The following is a 23,870-nucleotide window of genomic DNA, read 5'->3' on the forward strand; positions in this document are numbered from 1 at the left end:
GGAGGGCGCCGGCCCGGGACTTTTGGTTCCGGGCCGGCGCCTTCGTGGTCCGCCGGCCGGCGGCTCGTCAGCCGCGCCGCATCAGGACGATCCCGGAAGCCTCGCCGACCAGGGTGTACCGCTCACCGGGGTGCAGCTGGCCGGCGTAGACGACGGGGTCCTCGCCGGCCCACTTGGAGGAGTTGTCGATGGTGATCCAGTCGGGGACCACGCCCTTGCTGCCGCCGATCCACAGGACGCGGCACCGGGAGGTCAGCCGGGTCAGCGGTGTGGTGTCGGCCTCCACGGTGGCCCCGTCGGGGATCTGGTCGAGGAGCCGCTCGACGGCCGTGACCCGGTCGGGCTTCTCGTACGTACGCGCCTGCGCGAGCTTGGCGGTCGGCATGGCCGTCGCGGCCAGGGCGAGGCCGGCGGCGAGGACGGCGGTGGGCAACTGGAGGGAGTAGGCGCGCAGCCGGGGCCGCTCGCTGCGCCGGAACGTGTCGATCGCGTCGACGAGGGCGAGGGAGACGACGGGCATGAGCACGGCGCTGTAGTGCCAGTCGGTGGACCAGTAGTGGTCGTCCCCGGACAGGAACCGCCAGCCGAGGGTGGGCGCGGCGACCAGCAGCAGCGGTGAGCGCAGGGCGAGCAGTCCGGAGGTGGGGATCAGCACCCACCCCAGGGTGGCGAGCTTGGTGCCGGTACCGGCGAACGGGCCGCCGCCGTCGATCTTGTGCCAGTATCCGTAGCCCTCGGTGGCGAAGGCCGGAATGAGGACGGTGAACACGAGGACGGCGAAGACCGCGCCGAAGGCGGCGACGCCGAGCGCGGTCCACGCGGTCCGCCGGTCGGTGGTCCAGGCCCGCCAGGCCACGACCACGGCCAGGGCGGCGAGCGTGAAGCCGAGGTCCTCCTTGACCAGGACCAGCGGAAGGGCCCACAGCAGCGCGGCCCGCCACCGCCGGGCGAGCACCGCCTCCAGGGAGAAGGCCAGCAGCGGCATGGCGAAGGCGATCTCGTGGAAATCGAACTCCACGGCCCGCTGGACGCCCCAGGACAGCCCGTACGCGATGCCGACCGCGACGCCGCGGGCCCGGCCCAGGAGCCGTCCGGCCGCCCTGGTGACGGGCACGGCGGAGAGCGCGAACAGCGCGGCCTGCACGACGAGCAGGGTGATCGGGCCGGGGAAGAGCCGGTAGACGGGGGCGGCGAGCGCGATGACCGGGCTGAAGTGGTCGCCGAGGATGTTGGCGCCCGGCCCCTTCAGGTCCGCGACGGGCTCCCGCAGGTGCGCGTACGCACGGATCGCCTGCTCGAAGATGCCCAGGTCCCAGGAGGCCCAGTCCATCCGCCGGAACCGCCCGACGGAGAGGACGAGGTAGACGAGGAACAGGCAGCTGGCGACCGCGTACGGTCCGGCCCACCGGTTCCCGACGGGCTTCGACCGTCCCGGTTTCGCCGGCGCCGGGTCCGGCCGCGCCGGATCCGCCGCGGCCTCCCGCCGGACTATGGCATCGCTCGTCACGGCCTTCGTGCCCCCTCGGCGAGCTCTGACGTCAGTACCTCGACATCGTAGAGGGGCTCGAACGCACCCCCGGTTGCGTCCGTGAGTCCTTCGGTCCGGGCCCGTGCGGGCGCCCGATCCGTCACCCGCACGGGCGACCCGAATCCCCCGCGCGTGACGGCGGGGCGCGTCGTAGGGTGGGAACCCCCGGCCCGTGCGACGTGTCGGGTCCTTCGCGTTGCCCCTTCACCGGACGGAAAGCCTCCTTCATGAGCCTGCACGGACTGCTCGACGCCGTCACCCGGGACCCCGCCCTCGCCGAGGCGGTCACCGCGGCCGGGGACGGCAACCGCATGCACGTGGACCTGGTCGGCCCCGCCGCCGCGCGGCCCTTCGCGATCGCCGCGCTGGCCCGGCGGACCGAGCGGACGGTGCTCGCGGTCACCGCCACCGGGCGCGAGGCCGAGGACCTGGCCGCCGCCCTGCGCTCCCTGCTGCCCCCCGACGAGGTGGTGGACTACCCGTCCTGGGAGACGCTCCCGCACGAGCGGCTCAGCCCGCGCAGCGACACCATGGGCCGCCGGCTCGCCGTACTGCGCCGCCTGGTGCACCCCAGCAAGGACGACCCGGCGGCCGGGCCGGTGAGCGTGATCGTCGCCCCCATCCGGTCCGTGCTCCAGCCGCAGGTCAAGGGGCTCGGGGACCTGGTCCCGGTCAGCCTGCGCCAGGGCGGGAGCGCCGACCTCGGGGAGATCACGGCGGCGCTGGCCGCCGCCGCGTACGCACGCGTCGAGCTCGTCGAGAAGCGCGGCGAGTTCGCCGTGCGCGGCGGCATCCTCGACGTGTTCCCGCCCACCGAGGAACACCCGCTGCGCGTCGAGTTCTGGGGCGACGAGGTCGAGGAGATCCGCTACTTCAAGGTCGCCGACCAGCGTTCCCTGGAGATCGCCGAGCACGGGCTGTGGGCCCCGCCCTGCCGCGAGCTGCTGCTGACCGACGCCGTACGGGAGCGGGCCGCGGCCCTCGCCGAGGCCCATCCCGAGCTCGGCGAACTGCTGAACAAGATCGCCGAGGGGATCGCCGTCGAGGGCATGGAGTCCCTGGCCCCGGTCCTCGTCGACGACATGGAGCTGCTGATCGACGTCCTGCCGGCCGGGTCGATGGCCGTGGTCTGCGACCCCGAGCGGGTCCGCACCCGGGCCGCCGACCTCGTCGCGACGAGCCAGGAGTTCCTGATGGCCTCCTGGGCGGCCACCGCGGGCGGCGGCGAGGCCCCCATCGACGTCGGTGCGGCCTCGCTGCGCGGGATCGCGGACGTCCGCGACCGGGCCCGCGAGCTGAACATGATGTGGTGGTCGGTCTCCCCCTTCGCCGCCGACGAGGCGGTGGGCGGCACGGCGACATCAGCCGGCGAGCCGGCGGTCCTCAAGCTCGGCATGCACGCGCCGGAGGCCTACCGCGGCGACACCGCCCGGGCGTTGGCCGACACCAAGGGCTGGATCGCCGACGGCTGGCACACCGTCTACCTGACCCAGGGCCACGGGCCGGCCGCCCGTACCGTCGAGGTGCTCGGCGGCGAGGGCATCCCGGCCCGGCTGGAGGCCGAGCTCCGCACCCTGGAGCCGTCGATCGTCCACGTCGCCTGCGGCTCGGTCGACAACGGGTTCGTCGACCCGGCCCTGAAGATCGCCGTCCTCACCGAGACGGACCTCACCGGCCAGCGCACCGCCACCAAGGACCTGGGCCGGATGCCGACCCGGCGCCGCAAGTCGATCGACCCGCTGACCCTGGAGGCCGGCGACTACATCGTGCACGAACAGCACGGCGTGGGCCGCTACGTCGAGATGGTCCAGCGGACCGTGCAGGGCGCCACCCGCGAATACCTGCTGGTGGAGTACGCGCCGGCCAAGCGCGGCCAGCCCGGCGACCGCCTCTACATCCCCACCGACCAGCTGGAGCAGGTCACCAAGTACGTGGGCGGTGAGGCCCCGACCCTGCACCGGCTCGGCGGCGCCGACTGGACCAAGACCAAGGCGCGCGCCAAGAAGGCGGTCAAGGAGATCGCCGCCGACCTCATCAAGCTGTACAGCGCCCGCATGGCGGCCCCCGGCCACACCTTCGGCCCGGACACCCCCTGGCAGCGCGAGCTGGAGGACGCCTTCCCGTACGCGGAGACGCCCGACCAGCTCACCACCATCGCCGAGGTCAAGGAGGACATGGAGAAGTCGGTCCCCATGGACCGGCTGATCTGCGGCGACGTCGGCTACGGCAAGACCGAGATCGCGGTCCGGGCGGCCTTCAAGGCGGTCCAGGACGGCAAGCAGGTCGCCGTCCTCGTGCCGACCACGCTGCTCGTGCAGCAGCACTTCGGCACGTTCTCCGAGCGGTACGCGCAGTTTCCGGTCAAGGTGAAGGCACTGTCCCGCTTCCAGAACGAAACCGAGTCCAAGGCCACCCTGGAGGGGCTGAAGGAGGGCTCGGTCGACATCGTGATCGGCACGCACCGGCTCTTCTCGCAGGAGACGAGGTTCAAGGACCTGGGCCTGGTCATCGTCGACGAGGAGCAGCGGTTCGGCGTGGAGCACAAGGAGCAGCTGAAGAAGCTCCGCGCCAACGTGGACGTGCTCACCATGTCCGCGACGCCGATCCCGCGCACCCTGGAGATGGCGGTGACCGGCATCCGCGAGATGTCGACGATCACCACCCCGCCGGAGGAGCGGCACCCGGTGCTCACCTTCGTCGGCCCGTACGAGGAGAAGCAGATCGGCGCGGCCATCCGCCGCGAACTGCTGCGCGAGGGCCAGTGCTTCTACATCCACAACCGGGTCGAGTCCATCGACCGGGCGGCCGCCAAGCTGCGCGAGATCGTGCCCGAGGCGCGGATCGCGACGGCGCACGGCCAGATGTCGGAGCAGGCCCTGGAGCAGGTCGTCGTGGACTTCTGGGAGAAGAAGTTCGACGTGCTCGTCTCGACGACGATCGTCGAGTCCGGCATCGACATCTCCAACGCCAACACCCTGATCGTGGAGCGCGGCGACAACTTCGGCCTGTCCCAGCTGCACCAGCTGCGCGGCCGCGTCGGCCGTGGTCGCGAGCGCGGTTACGCGTACTTCCTCTACCCGCCGGAGAAGCCGCTCACGGAGACCGCCCACGAGCGCCTGGCCACCATCGCCCAGCACACCGAGATGGGCGCCGGCATGTACGTGGCCATGAAGGACCTGGAGATCCGCGGCGCGGGCAACCTGCTCGGCGGCGAGCAGTCCGGTCACATCGCGGGCGTCGGCTTCGACCTCTACATCCGCATGGTCGGCGAGGCCGTGGCCGACTACCGGGCCGCGGTCGAGGGAGGGGTGGAGGAGGAGCCGCCGCTGGAGGTCAAGATCGAGCTTCCGGTCGACGCGCACGTCCCGCACGACTACGCCCCCGGCGAGCGGCTGCGCCTGCAGGCGTACCGGTCCATCGCCTCCGCCAACTCCGAGGCGGACATCAAGGCCGTACGGGAGGAACTCACCGACCGCTACGGCAAGCTGCCCGAGCCGGTGGAGAACCTGCTGCTGGTGGCCGGGCTGCGGATGCTCGCCCGGGCCTGCGGGGTCGGGGACATCACCCTCCAGGGCAACAACGTCCGCTTCGGGCCGGTGGAACTGCGCGAGTCGCAGGAGCTGCGCCTCAAGCGGCTCTACCCGGGGACGGTGCTCAAGCCCGCCACCTCGCAGGTGCTGGTCCCGCGCCCGAAGGCGGGCAAGATCGGTGGCAAGCCGGTGGTCGGGCGGGAACTGCTGGCCTGGACGGGAGAGTTCCTGACCACCATCCTCGGCTCCTGACCACCGTGGCGGCCGGGCGTCCGCGATGCGGACGCCCGGCCCGTCACGACGCCGCGCGCATCCGGGGCGATTCTCCCTTAAGGGGTCGTTCCGGGCGCGGGTGAACTGCCGTGCAGCGACCGTGCAACGGTTGCGCGCATCCCCTCACTCCTGGCCGGGAACGCTGTATACCCTCAGAGCCGAAACTTCTTCCGCACGGCCCGTCAGGAGCAGCGATGCACGGCCCCGGCCTTCCGCCGCAGCACGCCCCCCAGTCCACCGACGGGGGTGTGGTGGCACTGCGCGTGGTGTTCATGCTGCTGCCCATCCTGAGCTGCGGCTTCCTGGCCTGGGGCTCGATGCTGCGGCTCGCCCTGGTGACCCGCAAGTCCCGCGACTGGGTGCTGCTCGTGGTCAGCGGCGCGCTCGCCGTGCTGTGGATGACGCTGATCCAGCTCGACCCGACGCCCGACGTCAACGGCTGGCAGGGCAACCTGGGGGCCGGTGGCTCGATCTTCACCGGCTTCGCCATCTGCGTGTACTTCCTCGTCGCGGACATCAAGCACCACGAGGCCCGGCGGGCCGCACTGCCCGCCTACGGCTACCCGTCCGCGCCCTACGCCCACCCGCAACAGGCCTCGCCCGCCTACGGGTACCCGCACGCCCAGACGCCCGTGCCCCAGCAGCCCGCCGCCGCGCCGGTCCCGCCGCAGGCGCCGCCGCAGCCGACCCCGCCCCCGCGCATCGGGCAGGTCCGCGCCGAACTCGACGAGCTCAGCGAGCTGCTGCGCAAGCAGACCCCGCCGCCCGGCGGCCCCTACCAGGACCCGAACCGGACGGCGATCCAGGACCCGAATCAGTGACGGACCGCCTCATCGGAGACCGCTACCAGCTGGCCTCCATCCTGGGACAGGGCGGCATGGGCCAGGTCTGGACCGCGTACGACAAGCGCCTGGACCGCCGCGTCGCCGTCAAGCTGCTGCGTCCCGACAAGGTCGCCGGCCCCGGCACCGTCGCCGAGGAACTGCGCCGCCGCTTCGTGCGCGAGTGCCGGGTGACCGCGCAGGTCGACCACCCCGGCCTGGTCACCGTGCACGACGCCGGCAGCGACGGCGACGAACTCTTCCTCGTCATGGGCTACGTCGAGGGCACCGACCTCGCCGACCACCTCGCCGAGCACGGCCCCTACCCCTGGCAGTGGGCGGTCGCCGTCGTCGCGCAGCTGTGCTCGGTGCTCTCCGCCGTGCACGCGGTGCCGATCGTCCACCGCGACCTCAAGCCGCGCAACGTGATGGTCCGCCCGGACGGCACCGTGCTCGTCCTGGACCTCGGCGTGGCCTCGGTGATGGACACCGACACCACCCGCCTCACTAGCACCGGCACCCCCATCGGCAGCCCCGCGTACATGGCGCCCGAGCAGGCCATGAGCGGCGCCGTCGGCCCGTACACCGACCTCTACGCCCTGGGCGTGCTGCTGTACGAACTCCTCAGCGGCAACGTCCCCTTCGCGGGCTCCACCGCCCTCGGAGTGCTCCACCGCCATCTGTACGAGCCCCCGGCCCTGGTCCGGCCCAAGCGCCCGGAGATCCCGCAGGGGCTGGAGACGCTCCTCATGCGGCTGCTCGCCAAGGACCCGCAGGACCGGCCCGCCTCCGCCCAGGCCGTCTACGAGGCCCTCGCCCCGCTGCTGCCCGCCAGCGGCAGCCGGGCCCCCACCGGCCCGCTCGATCCGACCCGCCCCTTCCTGCGCCCGCACGCCCCCTGGCCGGACCGGGCCACCGTGATCCCGCCGCAGCCGACCTCACCGCCCACCCCGGTCCCGACGCCCGCCCGGCCCGACATCCCCGGCGCCGTCGACGAGGCCCGCAAGCTCCTGGACCAGGGGCGGCTCACCCAGGCCGGGGACATCCTCGGCGGCATCCTCCCGGCAGCGGCGGCCGAGCACGGGGAGCACTCCCCGGTGGTCCGCTCCCTGCGCAAGCAGTACGCCGCCACGCTGATGGACGACGGCCAGTACCGCCGCGCCCTGCCGGAACTGCGGCGCCTCGCCGACGAGTTCCAGGCCGGCGACCCGCAGTTCCTGCGCTTCCGCTACGACGCGGCCCAGTGCCTGGAGCAGCTGGGCGAGCCGGCCGCCGCCCTGGCCGAGTACCGCTCGCTGCTCCCGCTCTTCGAGAACCACTACGCCAACCCGGACCCGGGCCTGCCGCTGGAGGTCCGCCGCCGGATCGCGCACCTGCTGCTCTCCCTCGGCGACCGGCAGGCGGCCCACGAGACCCTGGCCCGGCTGCTGTTCGACGCGGAGCGCCTGCACGGCCCGGCGCACCCCTTCCCGTCCGAGGTCCGCCGCACCCTGCAGTGGCTCGGTCAGATGCGCTGACGCCGCCGGAGCACCAGGACGGTCAGGACCACGAGGGCGAGTCCGGCCGCCGCCGCGCCGGGGACCAGTCCCGGCGGGCGGAACGAGCAGCTGAGCGCGGTGGTGCGGCCGTCCAGGGGGAGGGCCACCAGCCCCAGATGGGCCGCGGCGGGGTGGCCGTTGCACGTCCAGCCGGCGATCGCGGGGACGGAGAGGACCGCCGTGCCCGTGGCCCCCGCGGGCAGTTCGGCCCGGATCCGCGAGGACCCGACGTGCAGGGAGGTCGCCGCCGTGGCGCGCAGGACGGCCACCGCGCCGTCGAGGCGGGCCCGGTCCAGGCAGGACAGCGTCCACCGCGCGGGCGGGGCCGCGTCGAAGACCAGGGCCGAGGAGGCCCCGCGGGAGACGCCCATCGGCTGCAGGGCCGCCCGGTTGCGGGGGGCGTTGCCGTTCAGGCGGAAGGCGGGCCCGTCCGCGAGGCGGGCCGTGGCGTTGTACTCCGGCGCCCACAGGTACGCCTCCGTGCCCGCGCGGCAGACACCCGGCGCGAGCGGGTCCTCGTACACCCGGGCGCCCAGCAGCAGTTCCTGGTTGGCGAAGGGGGAGTCGCCGTAGGAGAGGGGCGCGCCGGGCGGGCGGGTCGTCACCAGCGGGGGCACCTCGGCGCGGCGGACCGTGCCGTCGGGCTGCAGGCGCGCGCCGACCGCGAACAGGGCGTCCGTCACCGGGTTGTCGATGCTCTGCACGTTGCGCCCGCGCGAGGTCCAGCCGGCCCCGAGGGCGACCATCGTGCGCGTGAACACCTCCGGGGTGTGGCTGCTGTAGTACGAGCCGCCCTCCCCGCCCAGCAGCATCGGGTCGTTGCCCGACAGGGCGGGGCGGCTCGGGTCGGTGCGGTACGCCGGCCAGCCCTCGGCGCCGGCCAGCGCCTCGGCGCGCGCGGTGTGGGCCGCTCCCCAGGACGGGTAGTCGTCGAGCCCGCCCAGCTTCCCCTTGTGCCCGTACGCGGTCGTCGCGGCCGCCTGCGCCAGCAGGACCGCCGCCAGCAGTCCGGCCGCCGGGAGCGCCAGCCGGCGGTGGCGCAGCGCCCACCAGGCCGCACCGGCCAGCGCCAGCCCGCCGGCGAACAGCGCGTACCCCCAGCCCGTCCCCAGCGTGCTCCCGCGCGACCAGAGCACGGCGGCCGCGAGCAGGCCCGCCCCCGCCGCCAGCGCCGGCGGCCGCGGCGGGCCCGCCGCCAGCCCGGTCCAGGCGGCGATCACGGCGATCCCGGCGAGCACGAAGGTCTGCCGGTACGGGCTTCCGTTCGGGGTGGCGAACAGGTGCCAGGCCAGGTGGGTCGGGGCCCACTGGAGCGAGAGCGCCACGGCCACCGTCAGCCCCGCCCACCACAGCCGGGCGCGCACCGGCACCGCCCGGTGGAAGGGCAGCGCGGCCACCAGGAGCAGGGTCCCGGTGCCCACGAAGACGGCGGGGGAGGAGAAGGAGTACGTCGCGGGCAGCAGCCGCGCGAAGAGGTCCGCCCAGGACACCGGCCGGAACTCCTTGACCCATCCCGGGTAGGCCTGCCCCGAGCTGAGGAAGAGGGGGACGAGTACCGGAGCCGCGAGCAGGATCCCGAGCAGGGTCGTCCCGGCCGCCCGCGCGATCACCGCCGTCCGGGCCCGCAGACCCTCCCGGGTCAGCACCACCCGTACCACCAGCACCAGCGCCGCACCCAGCGTCGCCATGTAGGCGGTGTAGAAGTTCGCCGTCCAGCAGACGGCGACGACCAGCGGCGCGAGCACGGGCCGACGCCCGCGCAGGGCCCATTCGCCGGTCAGGCACAGCAGCGGTAAGGCGATCAGCCCGTCCAGCCACATCGGGTTGTAGGAGGCCTCGATCACCGACCAGCCGCACAGCGCGTACGAGGCCCCGAGCAGACCCGCCGCCCACCACGGCCCGCGGCGCTGGGTGCGCAGCAGCCAGGCCATCGCCGCCGCCGCGACCGTCATCTTGAGCACGGTCACGACGTACACCGCGAGGTCTATGTCCGCGCGCGGGAAGAGCCCGACGAGGACGGAGAGCGGGCTCGTCAGATAGGTGCCCAGGTCGGGCAGGAAGCTGGTCCCGTACCCGGACTGCCAGTTGAACAGCAGCCCGCCCTGCGCGCGGCCGTGCAGGAGGTCCCACAGGTGCGCGTGGAACGGCACGAACTGATTGCCGAGGTCGTTGATGCTGCGGTGGCGCGATCCGTACGGGAAGACGCGGGCGGCGGCGTCCCCGGCACCCACGGCCACCGCCGTGAGCAGGGCGGCGAGCGCCGAGCCGGACAGGCTCGGGCGGCGCGGTGAGCGGTGCTGTGAGCGGTGCGGTGTCGACATGGTGGGCCGACCCTGGCACCACCGGGGGACCGAAGGATGGCCGCCAGATGAACGCGCACCCCGACACCTCGGGAATCGTTGGTCGAACCGGTGGCTCGGACCACCCTGACTGCATACCATCGATCACCGCACGGCCCTTGTGCACCGACGCACAATCTCCCGGCCCTGGAGGCTCCTTTGCACCGTCGCACAGCGCTCTCCGTCTCCGCCGCCCTGCTCCTCGCGGCGCCCCTGCTGTCCGCCTGCTCGGGCGAGGCCCGGCCCGGTACCGCGGCCGTCGTCGGCGGCGAACGGATCACCACCTCCGCCCTCCAGGCCCAGGTCAACGACGTCCGCGTGGCGCAGAACCGGACCGGGCAGGCCGCCGCCGAGCTCATCGCGAGCACCCCCAACCTGGAGCGTCAGAAGCTCGACTCGATGCTCCAGAGCCACGTCATCGACAAGATGGCCGATACCGCCGGCATCTCCGTCTCCGTCAAGGAGATTGAGGACGAGCGCCGGGCGTACGTGGAGGAGAACAAGGGGGCCGAGCAGTTCGAGGCGCTGCTCCTGCAGAAGGGCGCCATGGCCCCCGGCCAGGTCGACCGCTTCCTGCGGGACCGGGTGCTGCTGACCAAGCTGACCGCGAAGTACGGCCAGGGGAAGCTGGAGGAGCCCGCCCGGGCGGCCGCGACGGACCTGCACATCGAGGTCAACCCGCGCTACGGCGCCTGGGACGTCAAGCAGATCAAGCTCGGCGCCGGGGAGACCCCCTGGATCACCCGGCGGACCCAGCCCGAGCAGGTACCCGCCGGCGCCTGACGCGCCCGGCCGGAGGTAGGTTCGGAGGGTGACCGAGCACTCCGAGCCCACCGCCGCCGAGCCCACGGGCCGCATCGTCCTGCTGACCACCAGCCACCGGGTCGCCCCCGGCGTGCTGTCCTGGCCGGCGTGGCAGACCCTGCACGCCGCGGACCGGGTGCTGTGCGCCGACCCCGGCCACCCGCAGCTGCCGTACCTGCGGGAGGCGGGCATCGACGTCGCCTTCGGGACCCCGGACGCGCACGAGCTGGTCGAGGCCTGCGCGGGCGGCCGCACCGTCGTGCTGCTCCCGGGCGGGGAGGGCGACCAGCGGCTCACCGACGGGCTGGCCCGCCTGGCCGGCTCCGGCCGCGTCTCGATGCCCGACCTGGAGCTGCTCCCCGGCTCGTACGACCTGCCGGGCGCGCGCCTGCTCGACCTCGTCCAGGTGATGGACCGGGTCCGGCGCGAATGCCCGTGGACCTCGCGGCAGACCCACCAGGGCCTGGCCAAGTACGCGATCGAGGAGGCGTACGAGCTCGTCGAGGCCATCGAGGACGGGGACCGGGAGGAGCTGCGCGAGGAGCTCGGAGACGTCCTGCTCCAGGTGGTCTTCCACGCGCGGATCGCCGAGGAGCACGAGGATCCCGACGAGGCGTTCGCCATCGACGACGTGGCCGGGGCCCTCGTGGAGAAGCTGATCCGCCGGCACCCGCACGTCTTCGGTGACGCCGAGGCCGAGACCCCGGAGGACGTGAACGCGCACTGGCAGCGCACCAAGGCGGTCGAGAAGCAGCGGGAGTCGGTCACCGACGGGATCCCGGTGGGCCAGCCCGGTCTGGCGCTCGCGGCCAAGCTCGCGGGCCGGGTCCGCACGGGCGGCGTGCCCGTGGAACTGCCCCGCGGCGAGGGCATCGGGTACGAACTGCTGGCACTGGCGGCGCGCGCCGAGGCGGAGGGGACCGACCCCGAGACCGCGCTGCGCGCGGCGGCCCGCGTCTACCGGGACGCGATCCGCGCCGCCGAGGGCGTCGGCGAGTAGGCCCCGCCCGTACTCCCGGCCCGTACTCCCGGCCCGTACTCCCAGACGGTGGTCCCGGGCCGCGTTCAGTCGTTCCCGTACTCCCGGGGCGCGCGGGCCGCGGGGTCGTGCCAGTGCGGCGAGGGGCGGTCCAGGAACCACTCGCCGAAGCCGAGCGGGCGGCCCCCGGGACCCTGGCCCTTGCCCGCGGCGGGTACGGAGTCGTGGAAGAGACGGCCGGGGCTGGCGCCCAGCTCCTGGAGGAGGTGGACGGTCTCCTCGACGAACTGCGGCGGGCCGCTGAGGTAGACGTCCTGGTCCGGCCACAGGCCGCGGTGGCCGAGCGCCGTCGCGAGCCGGTCCGTGGCCTGGTCGCGGTGGCGCCCGGGGGCGGGCGTGATGTAGGTGACGCCGAGCCAGCGGCAGGAGGCGGCGTACGTGTCGATGAGCGGGCGGTCGTAGAGGTGCGCGCCGTCCCGCGCCACGACGAAGAGCCGTACGTCCTGATCGGGAGGGTGTTCCGCGAGGTCCTCCAGCATCGCCCGGATCGGCGCCCAGCCGGTGCCGGCGGCGATGAGGCTGACGGGGCGGCCGGCGCGGCGGAAGGTCAGCTGCCCGCCGGCGGCCCCGAGCCGCAGGACCTCGCCCGGCAGCGTCTCACTGACCAGGGCGGTGCTGAGCCGTCCCTGGTCGATCCGGCTGACGTGGAGGTCGACGGTGCCGTCGGGGCGGGGGGCGTTGCCCAGGGAGTAGGTGCGCCACGTCGCCGGGACCCGCTCGCTGCACACGCTCGTGTACTGGCCCGGTACATAGGGGAAGGGGGCGTGCGGCCGCAGGGTCAGCACCCCGATGTCCTGTCCGTACCGGAGGTGGCGCACCACCTCGGCGTCCCACCACGGCGGGTCCTCGCTCGCCTCGGCGCCGGCCGTCATCGTGTCGGCGATCATCTGGTAGGCCTCGGTCCAGGCCTTCTCCACCTGCGGGGTCCAGGCTTCTCCGGAGGTCGCGGCGAGCGCGGCGAGGAGGCTGGAGCCCACGGCCACGTAGTGCTCGGGGCGGGCCAGGAACTTGCGGTGGTCGCGCCCGAGGTCGCGGAGGTAGGGGAGGAGGCTCTCGTCGTCGAGGTGGGCGATCACGTGGGTGAGCGCGGCGAAGACGCGGTCCCGCTGCCGTTCCATGTCCTCGGAGGAGGCCGGGAAGAGCTCACGGATTCCGGGGTTGTGCCAGAAGAGGTGGGAGTAGAAGAACTTGGCCGCGTGCTCGGCCCGTCTCTCCACCACCGCGAAACTGCTTTTCAAGATCCTCACATCCACAAAACCGAAAGTAGGAATGCCGGGGAAGGTGAGGTCAAGCGATGGCCGATCTACGGACAGCCGCGACGAACGGGCCATATGGGATGGGGGTCCGGCGCCGGGATACGGTCGTGCCGTGCATGAGCAGACCCCCGCAGACCCCGCCGACACCCCTTCCGCCGAGGGCCCGACCCTCTTCGACTGGGAGTTCGCGACCGACCCCTATCCGGCCTACGCCTGGCTGCGCGAGCATGCGCCGGTGCACCGCACCAAGCTCCCCAGCGGGGTCGACGCCTGGCTGGTCACCCGGTACGCCGACGCCCGCCAGGCCCTCGCCGACCAGCGGCTGAGCAAGAATCCGGCGCACCACGCGGAGCCCGCGCACGCCAAGGGCAAGACCGGGATCCCGGGGGAGCGCAAGGCGGAGCTGATGACGCACCTGCTCAACATCGACCCGCCGGACCACACCCGGCTGCGGCGGCTGGTGTCGAAGGCGTTCACCCCGCGCCGGGTCGCCGAGTTCACCCCGCGCGTGCAGGCGCTCACGGACCACCTGATCGACGCCTTCGCGGCGAAGGGGGAGGCGGACCTCATCCACGAGTTCGCCTTCCCGCTCCCCATCTACGCCATCTGCGAGATGCTCGGCGTACCGCGCGAGGACCAGGACGACTTCCGCGACTGGGCCGGCATGATGATCCGCCACGGCGGCGGCCCGCGCGGCGGCGTCGCCCGCTCCGTGAAGCAGATGCGGACCTATCTCGGTGAACTCATCCATCGCAAAAGGGGTGATCTGGGCAATGACCTCATCTCAGACCTGATCCGGGCGAGCGACCACGGCGACCACCTCAGCGAGGCCGAGGCCACCGCCATGGCCTTCATCCTGCTCTTCGCCGGTTTCGAGACGACCGTGAACCTCATCGGCAACGGGGTCCACTCCCTCTTCATGAACCCCGGCCAGCGCGAGCGCCTCCAGCGCTCCCTCGCCGCCGGCGAGACCGGCCTGCTGGCCACCGGGGTCGAGGAACTCCTGCGCTACGACGGTCCGGTGGAGCTGGCGACGTGGCGGTTCGCCACCGAGCCGCTGACCCTCGGCGGGCAGCGGATCGAGGCCGGGGACCCGGTCCTGGTCGTCCTCGCGGCCGCCGACCGCGACCCCGAGCGGTTCGCGGAACCGGATACCCTCGACCTCTCCCGGACCGACAACCAGCACCTCGGGTACGGGCACGGCATCCACTACTGCCTGGGCGCCCCGCTCGCGCGACTCGAAGGGCAGACGGCGCTCGCGACCCTGCTGACGCGCCTGCCGGATCTGGAACTGGCTGTTCCACCCCAAGACCTGCGCTGGCGCGGGGGGTTGATCATGCGAGGGCTACGTACTCTTCCCGTCCGGTTCACGGCTCAAAACACTTGCGCCGCTTCTGATGAAAAGTCAGATCCCGCTTGAACTTGTGACAATCGTTCGAAGGCCGCTAGGTTCTGCCGTTACCCCGCTGTTATGCGAAAGGTGCACCCTCATGCGTTCCGGGAACGGCCGCCACAGACGCCCCCGCCAGGTCCCCGCGCTGGTAGTCACAGCCGGAGTCACTGGCTCCGCGCTGGCTCTGCCGCTGCTAGCCGCCACCAATGCCACCGCTGCCGACACCGCGACCTGGGACAAGGTCGCCGAGTGCGAGAGCGGCGGCTCCTGGAGTGCCAACTCCGGCAGCGGCGCGTACGGCGGGCTGCAGTTCACCCAGGAGGAGTGGCAGAACGCCGGCGGACTCGACTTCGCCGAGCGGGCCGACCTCGCGAGCCGGTCCCAGCAGATCGCCGTGGCCGAGCGGGTGCTGGCCTCGCAGGGGCCGCAGGCGTGGCCGCTGTGCGCCACCTCGGCCGGACTGGAGCAGCAGGGACCCGCCGCCAAGGTGGATCCCGGTCTGCCCGGCAGCTCCGGCCCGATCGCCCCCTCGCCCTCCCGACCGGACGACGCGGTGCCGTCCACCACCGGCGGCGAGCCGGCCAAGGACTTCGGCGCCCCGACCCACGCGGCCCCCAGCCCGACCGGCAGCCCCTTCCTGATACCCGACGCGCCGTCCGTCGGACTGCCCGTCATGCCGGCGCCGGACGCCCCGACGACGCCTCCCGTCGACCCGTCCCAGCCGACGCTCCCCGGCATCCCGGGCGCCACGCCGCTGCCGCCCGTCGACCCGACGGCTCCGACCCTCCCGGTGGACCCCTCGGTGCCCACGACCCCGCCCGCCACCCCGGGTGCGACCCCGACGGACCCGGCGGCCCCGACCGCCCCGGCGACCCCGGGCGCCACTCCGGGAGCCGCTCCGACCGAGGGCAGCGGCAAGCACCGCGGAGCACCCGCGGCCGAGGCCCCCGTCCCGTCTGACGCCGCTTCGACCCCGATCTACACGGTCCAGGAGGGCGACAGCCTGGCGGCCATCGCGGTTGCCAAGGGAGTCAAGGGCGGCTGGAACGGCCTCTACGAGGCCAACGAGCAGGTCATCGGCGAGGACGCCAACCTGATCAAGCCCGGACAGAACCTGGATCTAACCGTGTAATAAGGACACTTCAGGCGCCCGGAAAGAACTGATTGTCGGTTATCTGTAAGTGAGACATGTGTCTCTTCCGGTCAACTGGCGTGTCCCGCCCCGGGGCTTCCGCAAACCCCGCCCTCACCTGCGCAAACGCCCCTGCGGACAGCGCAAGTAGGGACCCGCTCTCCCCGATGTTCCTCGTTGAACATCGGGGAGAGACCTGTCTACCTTCTGATTCGCCCGCCACCGCGGGCTCCTTCGACCGCATCGCCGAATCCTGCCGGCGGACGGGGGGAACAGTCGTCGCGTCAAGCGCCGAAGGCAGGAGCGGGGGAACCAAGGTAGGCGCCGGGAGCGGCCGTTGAGAGACGGTCACGCCACCGGCTAGGGGTCAAGACGTGCGCTAGGTCGCACGGCCGGGCAACTCACTCGCCCGAACCCGACAGCTCACCTCGTAGGCGTCGGTGAGGAGAAAATCCATGCTGCTTTCCGGCAAGGGCAAGCACCGTCGCGGCTCCAAGGCCGTCCGCATCGTCACGCTCGCCGGTGTCGCCGGTGTGGCCGTCGCCGCCCCCCTGATGGCCGCGGGCTCCGCCAGCGCCGCCACCGCGTCCGAGTGGGACAAGGTCGCGCAGTGCGAGGCCGGCGGCAACTGGTCCATCAACACGGGCAACGGCTACTACGGCGGACTGCAGTTCTCGTCCTCGACGTGGGCCGCCTACGGTGGCAAGTCGTACGCCGCGCAGGCCAACCAGGCCTCGAAGTCCCAGCAGATAGCCATCGCCGAGAAGGTCCTCAAGGGCCAGGGCAAGGGCGCCTGGCCGGTCTGCGGCAAGGGTCTGTCGAACTCCTCCTACGCCGGTGGCGGCACGGAGGGCTCGACGCAGAACAAGCCGAAGGCCGACTCGAAGAAGACCGAGACGAAGGTCGCCCCGAAGACCACGCCGAAGAAGGAGACCAAGCGCTCCGAGGCCCCGACCACCCGCTCCGAGCGCCCCGCGGCCCCCGAGGCCCCGAAGACCGGCAACGGCTCGTACGAGGTCAAGCCCGGCGACACCCTGGGCACCATCGCCGAGGCCAACGGCGTCAAGGACGGCTGGGAGAAGCTGTTCGAGCTGAACAAGGACATCGTCTCGGACGCCGACCTGATCTTCCCGGGTCAGAAGCTGAAGCTCAGCTAACACTGCGGCAATAGCCGCAAGAGCGTACGCAACGCACAGCATTCCCGCCGCCCGGCGCGTCTCCCCCACGCGCCGGGCGGCGGTGTGCGTACCGGATGACGGGCGACGATCCAGAGACCTATGTCCCGGAAGAGGGGTATTCGGTCCCTTTTTCGTCCCAGGGGTCGGGCGGTCGGCCGGTCGAGTGCCCCGGGCCGGTTAGGCTCTAAGCGGCAAGGCCGTCCCACGGCCTGACATGCCACCGCACACCCAGCGTCACATCCCAGAAGGAGATGCTCGTGCCGTCCATCGACGTCGTCGTAGCCCGGGAAATCCTGGACTCCCGAGGCAACCCCACGGTCGAGGTCGAGGTGGGCCTCGACGATGGCAGCACCGGCCGTGCTGCAGTCCCGTCCGGCGCCTCCACCGGTGCATTCGAGGCCATCGAGCTCCGTGACGGTGACCCCAACCGTTACTTCGGCAAGGGTGTCGAGAAGGCCGTCCTCGCCGTCATCGAGCAGATCGGCCCGGAGCTCGTCGGCTACGACGCCACCGAGCAGCGCCTGATCGACCAGGCCATGTTCGACCTGGATGCCACCGACAACAAGGGCTCCCTCGGCGCCAACGCCATCCTCGGCGTCTCCCTCGCCGTCGCGCACGCCGCGTCCGAGGCCTCGGACCTTCCGCTCTTCCGTTACCTCGGCGGTCCGAACGCGCACCTGCTGCCCGTTCCGATGATGAACATCCTCAACGGTGGGTCGCACGCCGACTCCAACGTGGACATCCAGGAGTTCATGATCGCCCCGATCGGCGCGGAGTCCTTCTCCGAGGCGCTGCGTTGGGGTGCCGAGGTCTACCACACCCTCAAGAAGGTCCTGCACACCAAGGGCCTCTCCACCGGTCTGGGCGACGAGGGCGGCTTCGCGCCGAACCTGGAGTCCAACCGCGCCGCGCTCGACCTCATCATCGAGGCCATCAAGCAGGCCGGCTACACCCCGGGCAAGGACATCGCGCTCGCGCTCGACGTCGCCGCGTCCGAGTTCTACAAGGACGGCAAGTACGAGTTCGAGGGCCAGTCCCGCTCGGCCGCCGAGATGACCGACTACTACGCCGAGCTCGTCGAGGCGTACCCGCTCGTCTCCATCGAGGACCCGCTGTTCGAGGACGACTGGGCCGGCTGGAAGACCATCACCGACCGCCTGGGCTCCAAGGTCCAGATCGTCGGCGACGACCTCTTCGTCACCAACCCCGAGCGTCTGGCCCGCGGCATCGAGGAAGGCTCCGCGAACGCCCTGCTCGTGAAGGTGAACCAGATCGGTTCGCTGACCGAGACCCTCGACGCCGTCGAGATGGCCCAGCGCAACGGCTTCAAGTGCATGATGTCGCACCGTTCCGGTGAGACCGAGGACGTCACCATCGCCGACCTCGCCGTCGCCGTGAACTGCGGTCAGATCAAGACCGGCGCCCCGGCCCGCTCGGACCGCGTCGCCAAGTACAACCAGCTGCTGCGCATCGAGGAGATCCTCGACGACGCCGCGGTGTACGCGGGCCGCAGCGCCTTCCCGCGCTTCAAGGGCTAATCACGCTCTTGCCTCCGTACGTCCCCGCACTCGGTCCCGTACCGTGTGCGGGGACGTATTTGCGTAGTGCGTACACAGGGGAGGCGGACCAATGGCCGGGAACCGGGACCGGTTCTCCACCTTCTCCACCGCGACCAGGCTCAAGCAGCTCGGTGAGCGGACCGCCGCCCACGTCTACCGCTCGCAGTCGCGCCGGCAGGTCCGCCGCAGCCGGCTCACCGGCCGGGCCGCGCTCCTCGTGCTCGTCCTCTGTACCCTGGTCGTCGCCCTCGCGTATCCGATGCGTCAATACGTGTCCCAGCGCTCGGAGATCGCGGAGCAGCAGCGGGCCGCCGCCACCGCGCGGGACCGCATGGAGCGGCTGCGCGACGAGAAGGCCCGCTGGCAGGACGACGCCTACGCGGAGCAGCAGGCGCGCAGGCACCTGCACTTCCTGCGCCCGGGGGAGATCGGCTACATCATGAGCGACCCCGGGGCCCAGCCCCCGGAACCGCACCGGACCGGCCAGGCCGGCTCCGACCGCCCCTGGTACTCGAACGTCTGGGACGGCGTCGACAAGGCCGACCGCCCCGGCGACTGAACAGATCCATCCGTCAGAGAACCGAACGAAGAGACTTCCTCCAGGCATGCAGACGCCCCCGCCCCAGACCGACCGGACCGAGCCGACCGACGCGGACATCGAGGCGTTCGAGCAGCAGCTCGGCCGCCCGCCGCGCGGGCTGCGCGCCATCGCGCACCGCTGCCCCTGCGGGCAGCCGGACGTGGTCGAGACCGCCCCGCGGCTCCCCGACGGCACCCCCTTCCCCACGCTGTACTACCTGACGTGCCCGCGCGCGGCCTCCGCGATCGGCACGCTGGAGGCCAACGGCGTGATGAAGGAGATGCAGGCCCGGCTCGCCGAGGACCCGGAGCTCGCCGCCGCCTACCAGGCCGCGCACGAGGACTACATCCGGCGCCGCGACGCCATCGAGGTGCTCCAGGGCTTCCCGAGCGCCGGCGGGATGCCGGACCGGGTGAAGTGCCTCCACGTGCTGGTCGGCCACTCCCTGGCCGCGGGCCCGGGCGTGAACCCGTTCGGTGACGAGGCCCTGGCGATGCTGCCCGAGTGGTGGGCCAAGGGCGCCTGCGTCACCCCGTGCGGGGAGAAGAAGGAAGAGGAGTCCCGGTGACCCGGGTCGCGGCCATCGACTGCGGTACGAACTCCATCCGGCTCCTCGTCGCGGACTGCACGGTGTCCGACAGCGCCTCCGGCGCGGGCGCCACCGGCGAGCTGGTCGAGCTGGACCGGCGGATGATCATCGTCCGCCTCGGCCAGGGCGTGGACCGGACCGGGCGCCTCGCCCCGGAGGCGCTGGAGCGCACCTTCGCCGCCTGCCGCGAGTACGCCGCGATCATCAAGGAGCTCGGTGCGGAGCGGGTGCGCTTCGTGGCCACCTCCGCCTCCCGGGACGCCGAGAACCGCGACGCGTTCGTGCAGGGCGTCAAGGACATCCTGGGCGTCGAGCCCGAGGTGATCTCCGGCGACCAGGAGGCCGAGTTCTCCTTCACCGGCGCCACCAAGGAGCTCCTCGCCCACGAGCACCTGGAACGGCCGTTCCTGGTGGTGGACATCGGCGGCGGTTCGACCGAGTTCGTGGTCGGCGAGGACCACGTGCGCGCCGCCCGCTCGGTGGACGTGGGCTGCGTCCGGATGACCGAGCGTCACCTGGTGGTGGACGGGGTCGTCACCGACCCGCCGTCCCCGGCGCAGATCGCCGCGATGCGGGCCGACATCGAGGCCGCCCTCGACCTGGCCGCCGAGAGCGTCCCGCTGGCCGAGGCGCGCACCCTGGTCGGCCTGGCCGGCTCGGTGACCACGGTGGCCGGGATCGTCCTCGGCCTGCCGGAGTACATCTCCTCGGAGATCCACCACGCGCGGATCTCCTACGAGCAGGTCCGCGAGGTGAGCGAGCGGATGCTGACGGCGACCCACGCCGAGCGCGCGGCGATCCCGGTGATGCACCCGGGCCGGGTGGACGTGATCGGGGCCGGCGTCCTGGTGCTCCTGGCGATCATGGAGCGGGTCGGCGCCACCGAGGTCATCGTCTCCGAGCACGACATCCTCGACGGAATCGCCTGGTCGATCGCCTGAACGACCTTCGAACATGGGGTTGGGGGGTCTTCGGACCCGTGATCCATATAAAGTTCGTGAAGTTCTTCACAAGGAAAAGGGGCCTGTGGGGCTGACGGGAGGGCCATTTGGGCCTCTCCGGAGGCCTCCAGGCCCTTTTCTGTGTCGGTTCGTGCGATCGGCGGACCCTGCGGGTTCCGCGTCGGAGGTATGGACGAACCCCTGTGGTCCAGTCCGCTTCAGGCCTTGGAGGCCAGTTCAGGACGGGTGAACAACGACTCCCGTTACACCGTGGTTCCCGTTGCGCGCCATGACGTCCGTCACGTGGGCGGCGGAGTGTAGCAGAGGGCTTCCGACTCCTTGTGAAGGGGCTCACGAGCGACACCCCTTTGGGTGCTGGATACTCGTTCCATGAGCACCACGGAGCGTCCCAGGATCCTCGTTGTAGGAGGTGGGTACGTAGGCCTGTACGCAGCCAAGCGCATCATGAAGAAGATGCGCTACGGCGAGGCGACCGTCACGGTCGTCGACCCGCGCTCGTACATGACCTACCAGCCCTTCCTCCCTGAAGTGGCCGCAGGCAGCATCTCGCCTCGGCACGTCGTCGTCCCGCTGCGACGCGTGCTGCCCAAGGCAGAGGTTCTCACCGGCCGGGTCACCAGCATCGACCAGGACCGCAAGGTCGCCGTCGTCACGCCGCTCGTCGGCGAGGCGTACGAGCTGCCCTTCGACTACCTGGTGATCGCGCTCGGCGCCGTCTCCCGCACCTTCCCGATCCCCGGCCTCGCCGAACAGGGCATCGGCATGAAGGGCGTCGAAGAGGGCATCGGCCTGCGCAACCACGTCCTCGAACAGCTCGACAAGGCCGAGTCCACGACGGACGAGAACGTCCGCCGCAAGGCCCTCACCTTCGTCTTCGTCGGCGGCGGCTTCGCCGGTGCCGAGACGATCGGCGAGGTCGAGGACATGGCCCGCGACGCCGCGAAGTACTACTCCACGATCAAGCGCGAGGACATGCGCTTCATCCTGGTCGACGCGGCCGACAAGATCCTTCCCGAGGTCGGGCCCAAGCTCGGCACCTGGGGCAAGGAGCACCTCGAGTCCCGCGGCATCGAGATCTACCTCAACACCTCCATGGACTCCTGCGTGGACGGCCACGTGGTGCTGAAGAACGGCCTGGAGGTCGACTCCAACACCATCGTGTGGACCGCCGGCGTCAAGCCCAACCCGGTGCTGGCCCGCTACGGCCTGCCGCTGGGCCCCCGCGGCCACGTCGACGCCCAGCCGACCCTCCAGGTCACGGGCACGGACTACATCTGGACCGCGGGCGACAACGCCCAGGTTCCCGACGTCGCCGCCCGCAAGGCCGGCGTCGAGAACGCCTGGTGCCCGCCGAACGCCCAGCACGCGCTGCGCCAGGCGAAGGTCCTCGGCGACAACGTCATCTCGGGCATGCGGGGCTTCCCGCAGGCCGAGTACTCGCACTCCAACAAGGGTGCGGTGGCGGGCCTCGGCCTCCACAAGGGCGTCGCGATGATCGTCATGGGCAAGATGAAGATCAAGCTCAAGGGCCGGCTCGCGTGGTACATGCACCGTGGTTACCACGGCATGGCCATGCCGACCTGGAACCGCAAGATCCGCGTCTTCGCCGACTGGACCCTCGGCATGTTCCTCAAGCGCGAGGTCGTCTCGCTGGGTGCTCTCGAAACCCCGCGCGAGGAGTTCTACGAGGCCGCCAAGCCGGCCCCGGCTCCGGCCGCCACGGCCCAGAAGGCCAAGGCTTCCTGACCCGGCGCCAGTCGGCAGGACCCTGAGCAGTACCTGCACGTCCCCGAAGGGGCCGCCCGCCATCCGTGGTGCGGGCGGCCCCTTCGGCGTACCCGGGGCCCGGGATGGGTAGAGGGATGGGTCGGAGCTTTTGTGGAGGTGCGCCATGACCGACGCCGCGCCGCGGCTGGCTGCTGTTGCCGAGACACTGCTGGGTGCCCCGCTGCCGGTGCGCGTCCGGGCCTGGGACGGCAGCGAGGCCGGGCCGCCCAACGGCCCCGTGCTCGTCGTCCACGACCGCCGCGCATTGCGCCGGGTGCTGTGGAAGCCCGGGGAGCTGGGCCTGGCCCGCGCATGGGTGGCGGGGGAACTGACCGTCGAGGGCGACCTGTTCGCCCTGCTGGACCGCGTGGCGGGGGTCCTGTGGGAACGCGGGCGCGACCCGCTGCCCGCCGGCCCCGCCGGCCCCGCGGGGGCGCGCACGGCGGGCCCGGAACGACCCCCCGCGGCCGTCGTGGCGCCGGGCGGGCGTCCGGGGCCACGCACGACCCGGAAGGGCATCGCGAGCCGGCCGAGGCTGCCCCGGCTGCCCGACCTGCCGGGGGCCAAATGGCGGGACCCCGCGTACCGGGCGGCCGTACGGGAGCTGATCGCGCTCGCCGGACCCCTGCCACCGCCCCAGCCCCCCGCCGAGGAGGCGGCCCGGCGGGGCGGGCCGCGGCACAGCAAGGGGCGCGACCGCCAGGCCATCAGCCACCACTACGACGTCGGCAACGACTTCTACGAGCGGGTGCTCGGCCCCTCGATGGTGTACTCCTGCGCCTACTGGAGCCCCGGCTCCACCCTGGAGCAGGCCCAGCGGGACAAGCTCGACCTGGTCTGCCGCAAGCTCGCCCTGCAGCCCGGCTACCGCCTCCTCGACGTCGGCTGCGGCTGGGGCTCCATGGCGCTGCACGCGGCCCGCGAGTACGGGGTCCGGGTCACCGGGATCACGCTCTCGCGCGAGCAGGCCGCGTACGGCCGCAAACGGGTCGCCGAGGCGGGCCTGGCCGACCTCGTCGAGCTGCGCGTCCAGGACTACCGGGACGTCAAGGACGGTCCGTACGACGCGATTTCCTCCATCGGGATGGCCGAACACGTCGGATCCGACCGGTACCGGGAGTACGCCCGCACCCTGCACGCCCTGCTGCGCCCCGGCGGGCGGCTGCTGAACCACCAGATCGCCCGCCCGCCGGAGCCCGACGAGGAGGCGCACCGGATCGACGCGTTCATCGACGCCTACGTCTTCCCCGACGGAGAGCTCTCCCCGCTCGGCACCACCGTCGGCGAGCTGGAGCGGGCCGGTTTCGAGGTCCGCGACGTGGAGGCGCTGCGCGAGCACTACGCACTGACCCTGCGGGCCTGGGTGGCGGGGCTCCAGGAGCACTGGGACGAGGCGGTACGGCTGACCTCGCCGGGCCGGGCCCGGGTCTGGCAGCTCTACATGGCGGCTTCCGCACTCGGCTTCGAGCACGGCCGGCTCGGGGTCAACCAGGTCCTCGCGGTGAAGTCCGCGGCGGGCGGCGACTCGGGCCTGCCGCTGCGGCTGCGCACCTGGGGGGTGGCGCAGACCCCGTAGCGAAAA

The 23,870-nt window shown here is 72.2% G+C and carries 17 protein-coding genes and 1 riboswitch; of the genes, 14 read left to right on the forward strand and 3 right to left on the reverse strand.

Features of this window, described 5'->3' with window-relative positions; all coding sequences use genetic code 11:
* Positions 1-67: 67 nt before the first annotated feature.
* On the reverse strand, positions 68-1,507 hold the full coding sequence (locus IF88_RS0124465; RefSeq protein ID WP_030716397.1) for a DUF2079 domain-containing protein: 1,440 nt from the start codon (positions 1,505-1,507) through the stop codon (positions 68-70).
* 248 nt (positions 1,508-1,755) lie between these two features.
* Here IF88_RS0124465 and mfd point away from each other — a divergent pair, with 248 nt between their 5' ends.
* The 3 genes from mfd to IF88_RS0124480 all read left to right on the forward strand — a co-directional run bounded on the left by mfd (position 1,756) and on the right by IF88_RS0124480 (position 7,669).
* Positions 1,756-5,310 (forward strand): transcription-repair coupling factor, encoded by a 3,555-nt coding sequence (gene mfd, locus IF88_RS0124470; RefSeq protein WP_030716400.1) that lies wholly within the window; start codon positions 1,756-1,758, stop codon positions 5,308-5,310.
* Between the two features lie 215 nt (positions 5,311-5,525).
* On the forward strand, positions 5,526-6,152 hold the full coding sequence (locus IF88_RS0124475) for a hypothetical protein (RefSeq protein ID WP_030716403.1): 627 nt from the start codon (positions 5,526-5,528) through the stop codon (positions 6,150-6,152).
* Positions 6,149-7,669 (forward strand): serine/threonine-protein kinase, encoded by a 1,521-nt coding sequence (locus IF88_RS0124480; RefSeq protein ID WP_030716406.1) that lies wholly within the window; start codon positions 6,149-6,151, stop codon positions 7,667-7,669. Before IF88_RS0124475 ends, IF88_RS0124480 begins: the two co-directional genes overlap by 4 nt.
* Here the strand turns inward: IF88_RS0124480 and IF88_RS0124485 are convergent.
* A complete protein-coding gene (locus IF88_RS0124485) occupies positions 7,657-10,011 on the reverse strand; it encodes a YfhO family protein (protein WP_030716409.1) in 2,355 nt (784 codons plus the stop codon). The genes IF88_RS0124480 and IF88_RS0124485 overlap by 13 nt on opposite strands.
* A gap of 177 nt (positions 10,012-10,188) precedes the next feature.
* Between IF88_RS0124485 and IF88_RS0124490 the strand changes: the two genes are divergently transcribed.
* Both IF88_RS0124490 and IF88_RS0124495 read left to right on the forward strand, forming a co-directional pair.
* Positions 10,189-10,812 carry a SurA N-terminal domain-containing protein gene (locus IF88_RS0124490; RefSeq protein ID WP_030716412.1) on the forward strand — a complete coding sequence of 208 codons (624 nt, stop codon included), beginning with the start codon at positions 10,189-10,191 and terminating at the stop codon, positions 10,810-10,812.
* 28 nt (positions 10,813-10,840) lie between these two features.
* Positions 10,841-11,833 (forward strand): nucleoside triphosphate pyrophosphohydrolase, encoded by a 993-nt coding sequence (locus IF88_RS0124495; RefSeq protein WP_030716415.1) that lies wholly within the window; start codon positions 10,841-10,843, stop codon positions 11,831-11,833.
* A 65-nt stretch (positions 11,834-11,898) separates the two neighbouring features.
* Here IF88_RS0124495 and IF88_RS0124500 read toward each other — a convergent pair whose 3' ends face one another.
* Positions 11,899-13,092, reverse strand: coding sequence for a globin domain-containing protein (locus IF88_RS0124500; RefSeq protein ID WP_234323685.1), 1,194 nt, complete (start codon positions 13,090-13,092; stop codon positions 11,899-11,901).
* Between the two features lie 148 nt (positions 13,093-13,240).
* On the opposite strand from IF88_RS0124500, the gene IF88_RS0124505 reads away from it, so the two are divergent.
* The 9 genes from IF88_RS0124505 to IF88_RS0124545 all read left to right on the forward strand — a co-directional run bounded on the left by IF88_RS0124505 (position 13,241) and on the right by IF88_RS0124545 (position 23,864).
* On the forward strand, positions 13,241-14,548 hold the full coding sequence (locus IF88_RS0124505) for a cytochrome P450 family protein (protein ID WP_051837492.1): 1,308 nt from the start codon (positions 13,241-13,243) through the stop codon (positions 14,546-14,548).
* A 70-nt stretch (positions 14,549-14,618) separates the two neighbouring features.
* Positions 14,619-15,653: a transglycosylase family protein gene (locus tag IF88_RS0124510; RefSeq protein WP_030716422.1), complete on the forward strand. Its 1,035-nt coding sequence runs from the start codon at positions 14,619-14,621 to the stop codon at positions 15,651-15,653.
* A 279-nt stretch (positions 15,654-15,932) separates the two neighbouring features.
* A riboswitch (cyclic di-AMP (ydaO/yuaA leader) is annotated at positions 15,933-16,105 on the forward strand.
* 3 nt (positions 16,106-16,108) lie between these two features.
* On the forward strand, positions 16,109-16,810 hold the full coding sequence (locus IF88_RS0124515) for a transglycosylase family protein (protein ID WP_030716424.1): 702 nt from the start codon (positions 16,109-16,111) through the stop codon (positions 16,808-16,810).
* A gap of 272 nt (positions 16,811-17,082) precedes the next feature.
* Positions 17,083-18,369, forward strand: coding sequence for a phosphopyruvate hydratase (eno, locus tag IF88_RS0124520; protein WP_030716425.1), 1,287 nt, complete (start codon positions 17,083-17,085; stop codon positions 18,367-18,369).
* 91 nt (positions 18,370-18,460) lie between these two features.
* Positions 18,461-18,949 carry an FtsB family cell division protein gene (locus IF88_RS0124525; RefSeq protein ID WP_030716429.1) on the forward strand — a complete coding sequence of 163 codons (489 nt, stop codon included), beginning with the start codon at positions 18,461-18,463 and terminating at the stop codon, positions 18,947-18,949.
* 46 nt (positions 18,950-18,995) lie between these two features.
* The gene (locus IF88_RS0124530) at positions 18,996-19,538 is read left to right on the forward strand and encodes a DUF501 domain-containing protein (protein WP_030716431.1); all 543 of its coding nucleotides are present in this window, start codon (positions 18,996-18,998) and stop codon (positions 19,536-19,538) included.
* On the forward strand, positions 19,535-20,500 hold the full coding sequence (locus IF88_RS0124535; RefSeq protein WP_030716432.1) for a Ppx/GppA phosphatase family protein: 966 nt from the start codon (positions 19,535-19,537) through the stop codon (positions 20,498-20,500). Before IF88_RS0124530 ends, IF88_RS0124535 begins: the two co-directional genes overlap by 4 nt.
* A 390-nt stretch (positions 20,501-20,890) precedes the next feature.
* Complete coding sequence (locus IF88_RS0124540; protein ID WP_037806875.1) at positions 20,891-22,267, forward strand: NAD(P)/FAD-dependent oxidoreductase; 1,377 nt, start codon at positions 20,891-20,893, stop codon at positions 22,265-22,267.
* 145 nt (positions 22,268-22,412) lie between these two features.
* Complete coding sequence (locus IF88_RS0124545; RefSeq protein WP_030716439.1) at positions 22,413-23,864, forward strand: SAM-dependent methyltransferase; 1,452 nt, start codon at positions 22,413-22,415, stop codon at positions 23,862-23,864.
* Positions 23,865-23,870 lie beyond the last annotated feature (6 nt).

Source organism: Streptomyces sp. NRRL F-2580 (assembly GCF_000720115.1).
GTDB lineage: Bacteria > Actinomycetota > Actinomycetes > Streptomycetales > Streptomycetaceae > Streptomyces.

Excerpts from the sequence above, each read along its gene's own strand:
- mfd (WP_030716400.1), top strand. The coding sequence starts at position 1,756 with ATGAGCCTGCACGGACTGCTCGACGCCGTCACCCGGGACCCCGCCCTC.
- IF88_RS0124475 (WP_030716403.1), top strand. The coding sequence starts at position 5,526 with ATGCACGGCCCCGGCCTTCCGCCGCAGCACGCCCCCCAGTCCACCGAC.
- IF88_RS0124485 (WP_030716409.1), bottom strand. The coding sequence starts at position 10,011 with ATGTCGACACCGCACCGCTCACAGCACCGCTCACCGCGCCGCCCGAGC.
- IF88_RS0124510 (WP_030716422.1), top strand. The coding sequence starts at position 14,619 with ATGCGTTCCGGGAACGGCCGCCACAGACGCCCCCGCCAGGTCCCCGCG.
- IF88_RS0124515 (WP_030716424.1), top strand. The coding sequence starts at position 16,109 with ATGCTGCTTTCCGGCAAGGGCAAGCACCGTCGCGGCTCCAAGGCCGTC.
- eno (WP_030716425.1), top strand. The coding sequence starts at position 17,083 with ATGCTCGTGCCGTCCATCGACGTCGTCGTAGCCCGGGAAATCCTGGAC.
- IF88_RS0124525 (WP_030716429.1), top strand. The coding sequence starts at position 18,461 with ATGGCCGGGAACCGGGACCGGTTCTCCACCTTCTCCACCGCGACCAGG.
- IF88_RS0124530 (WP_030716431.1), top strand. The coding sequence starts at position 18,996 with ATGCAGACGCCCCCGCCCCAGACCGACCGGACCGAGCCGACCGACGCG.
- IF88_RS0124540 (WP_037806875.1), top strand. The coding sequence starts at position 20,891 with ATGAGCACCACGGAGCGTCCCAGGATCCTCGTTGTAGGAGGTGGGTAC.
- IF88_RS0124545 (WP_030716439.1), top strand. The coding sequence starts at position 22,413 with ATGACCGACGCCGCGCCGCGGCTGGCTGCTGTTGCCGAGACACTGCTG.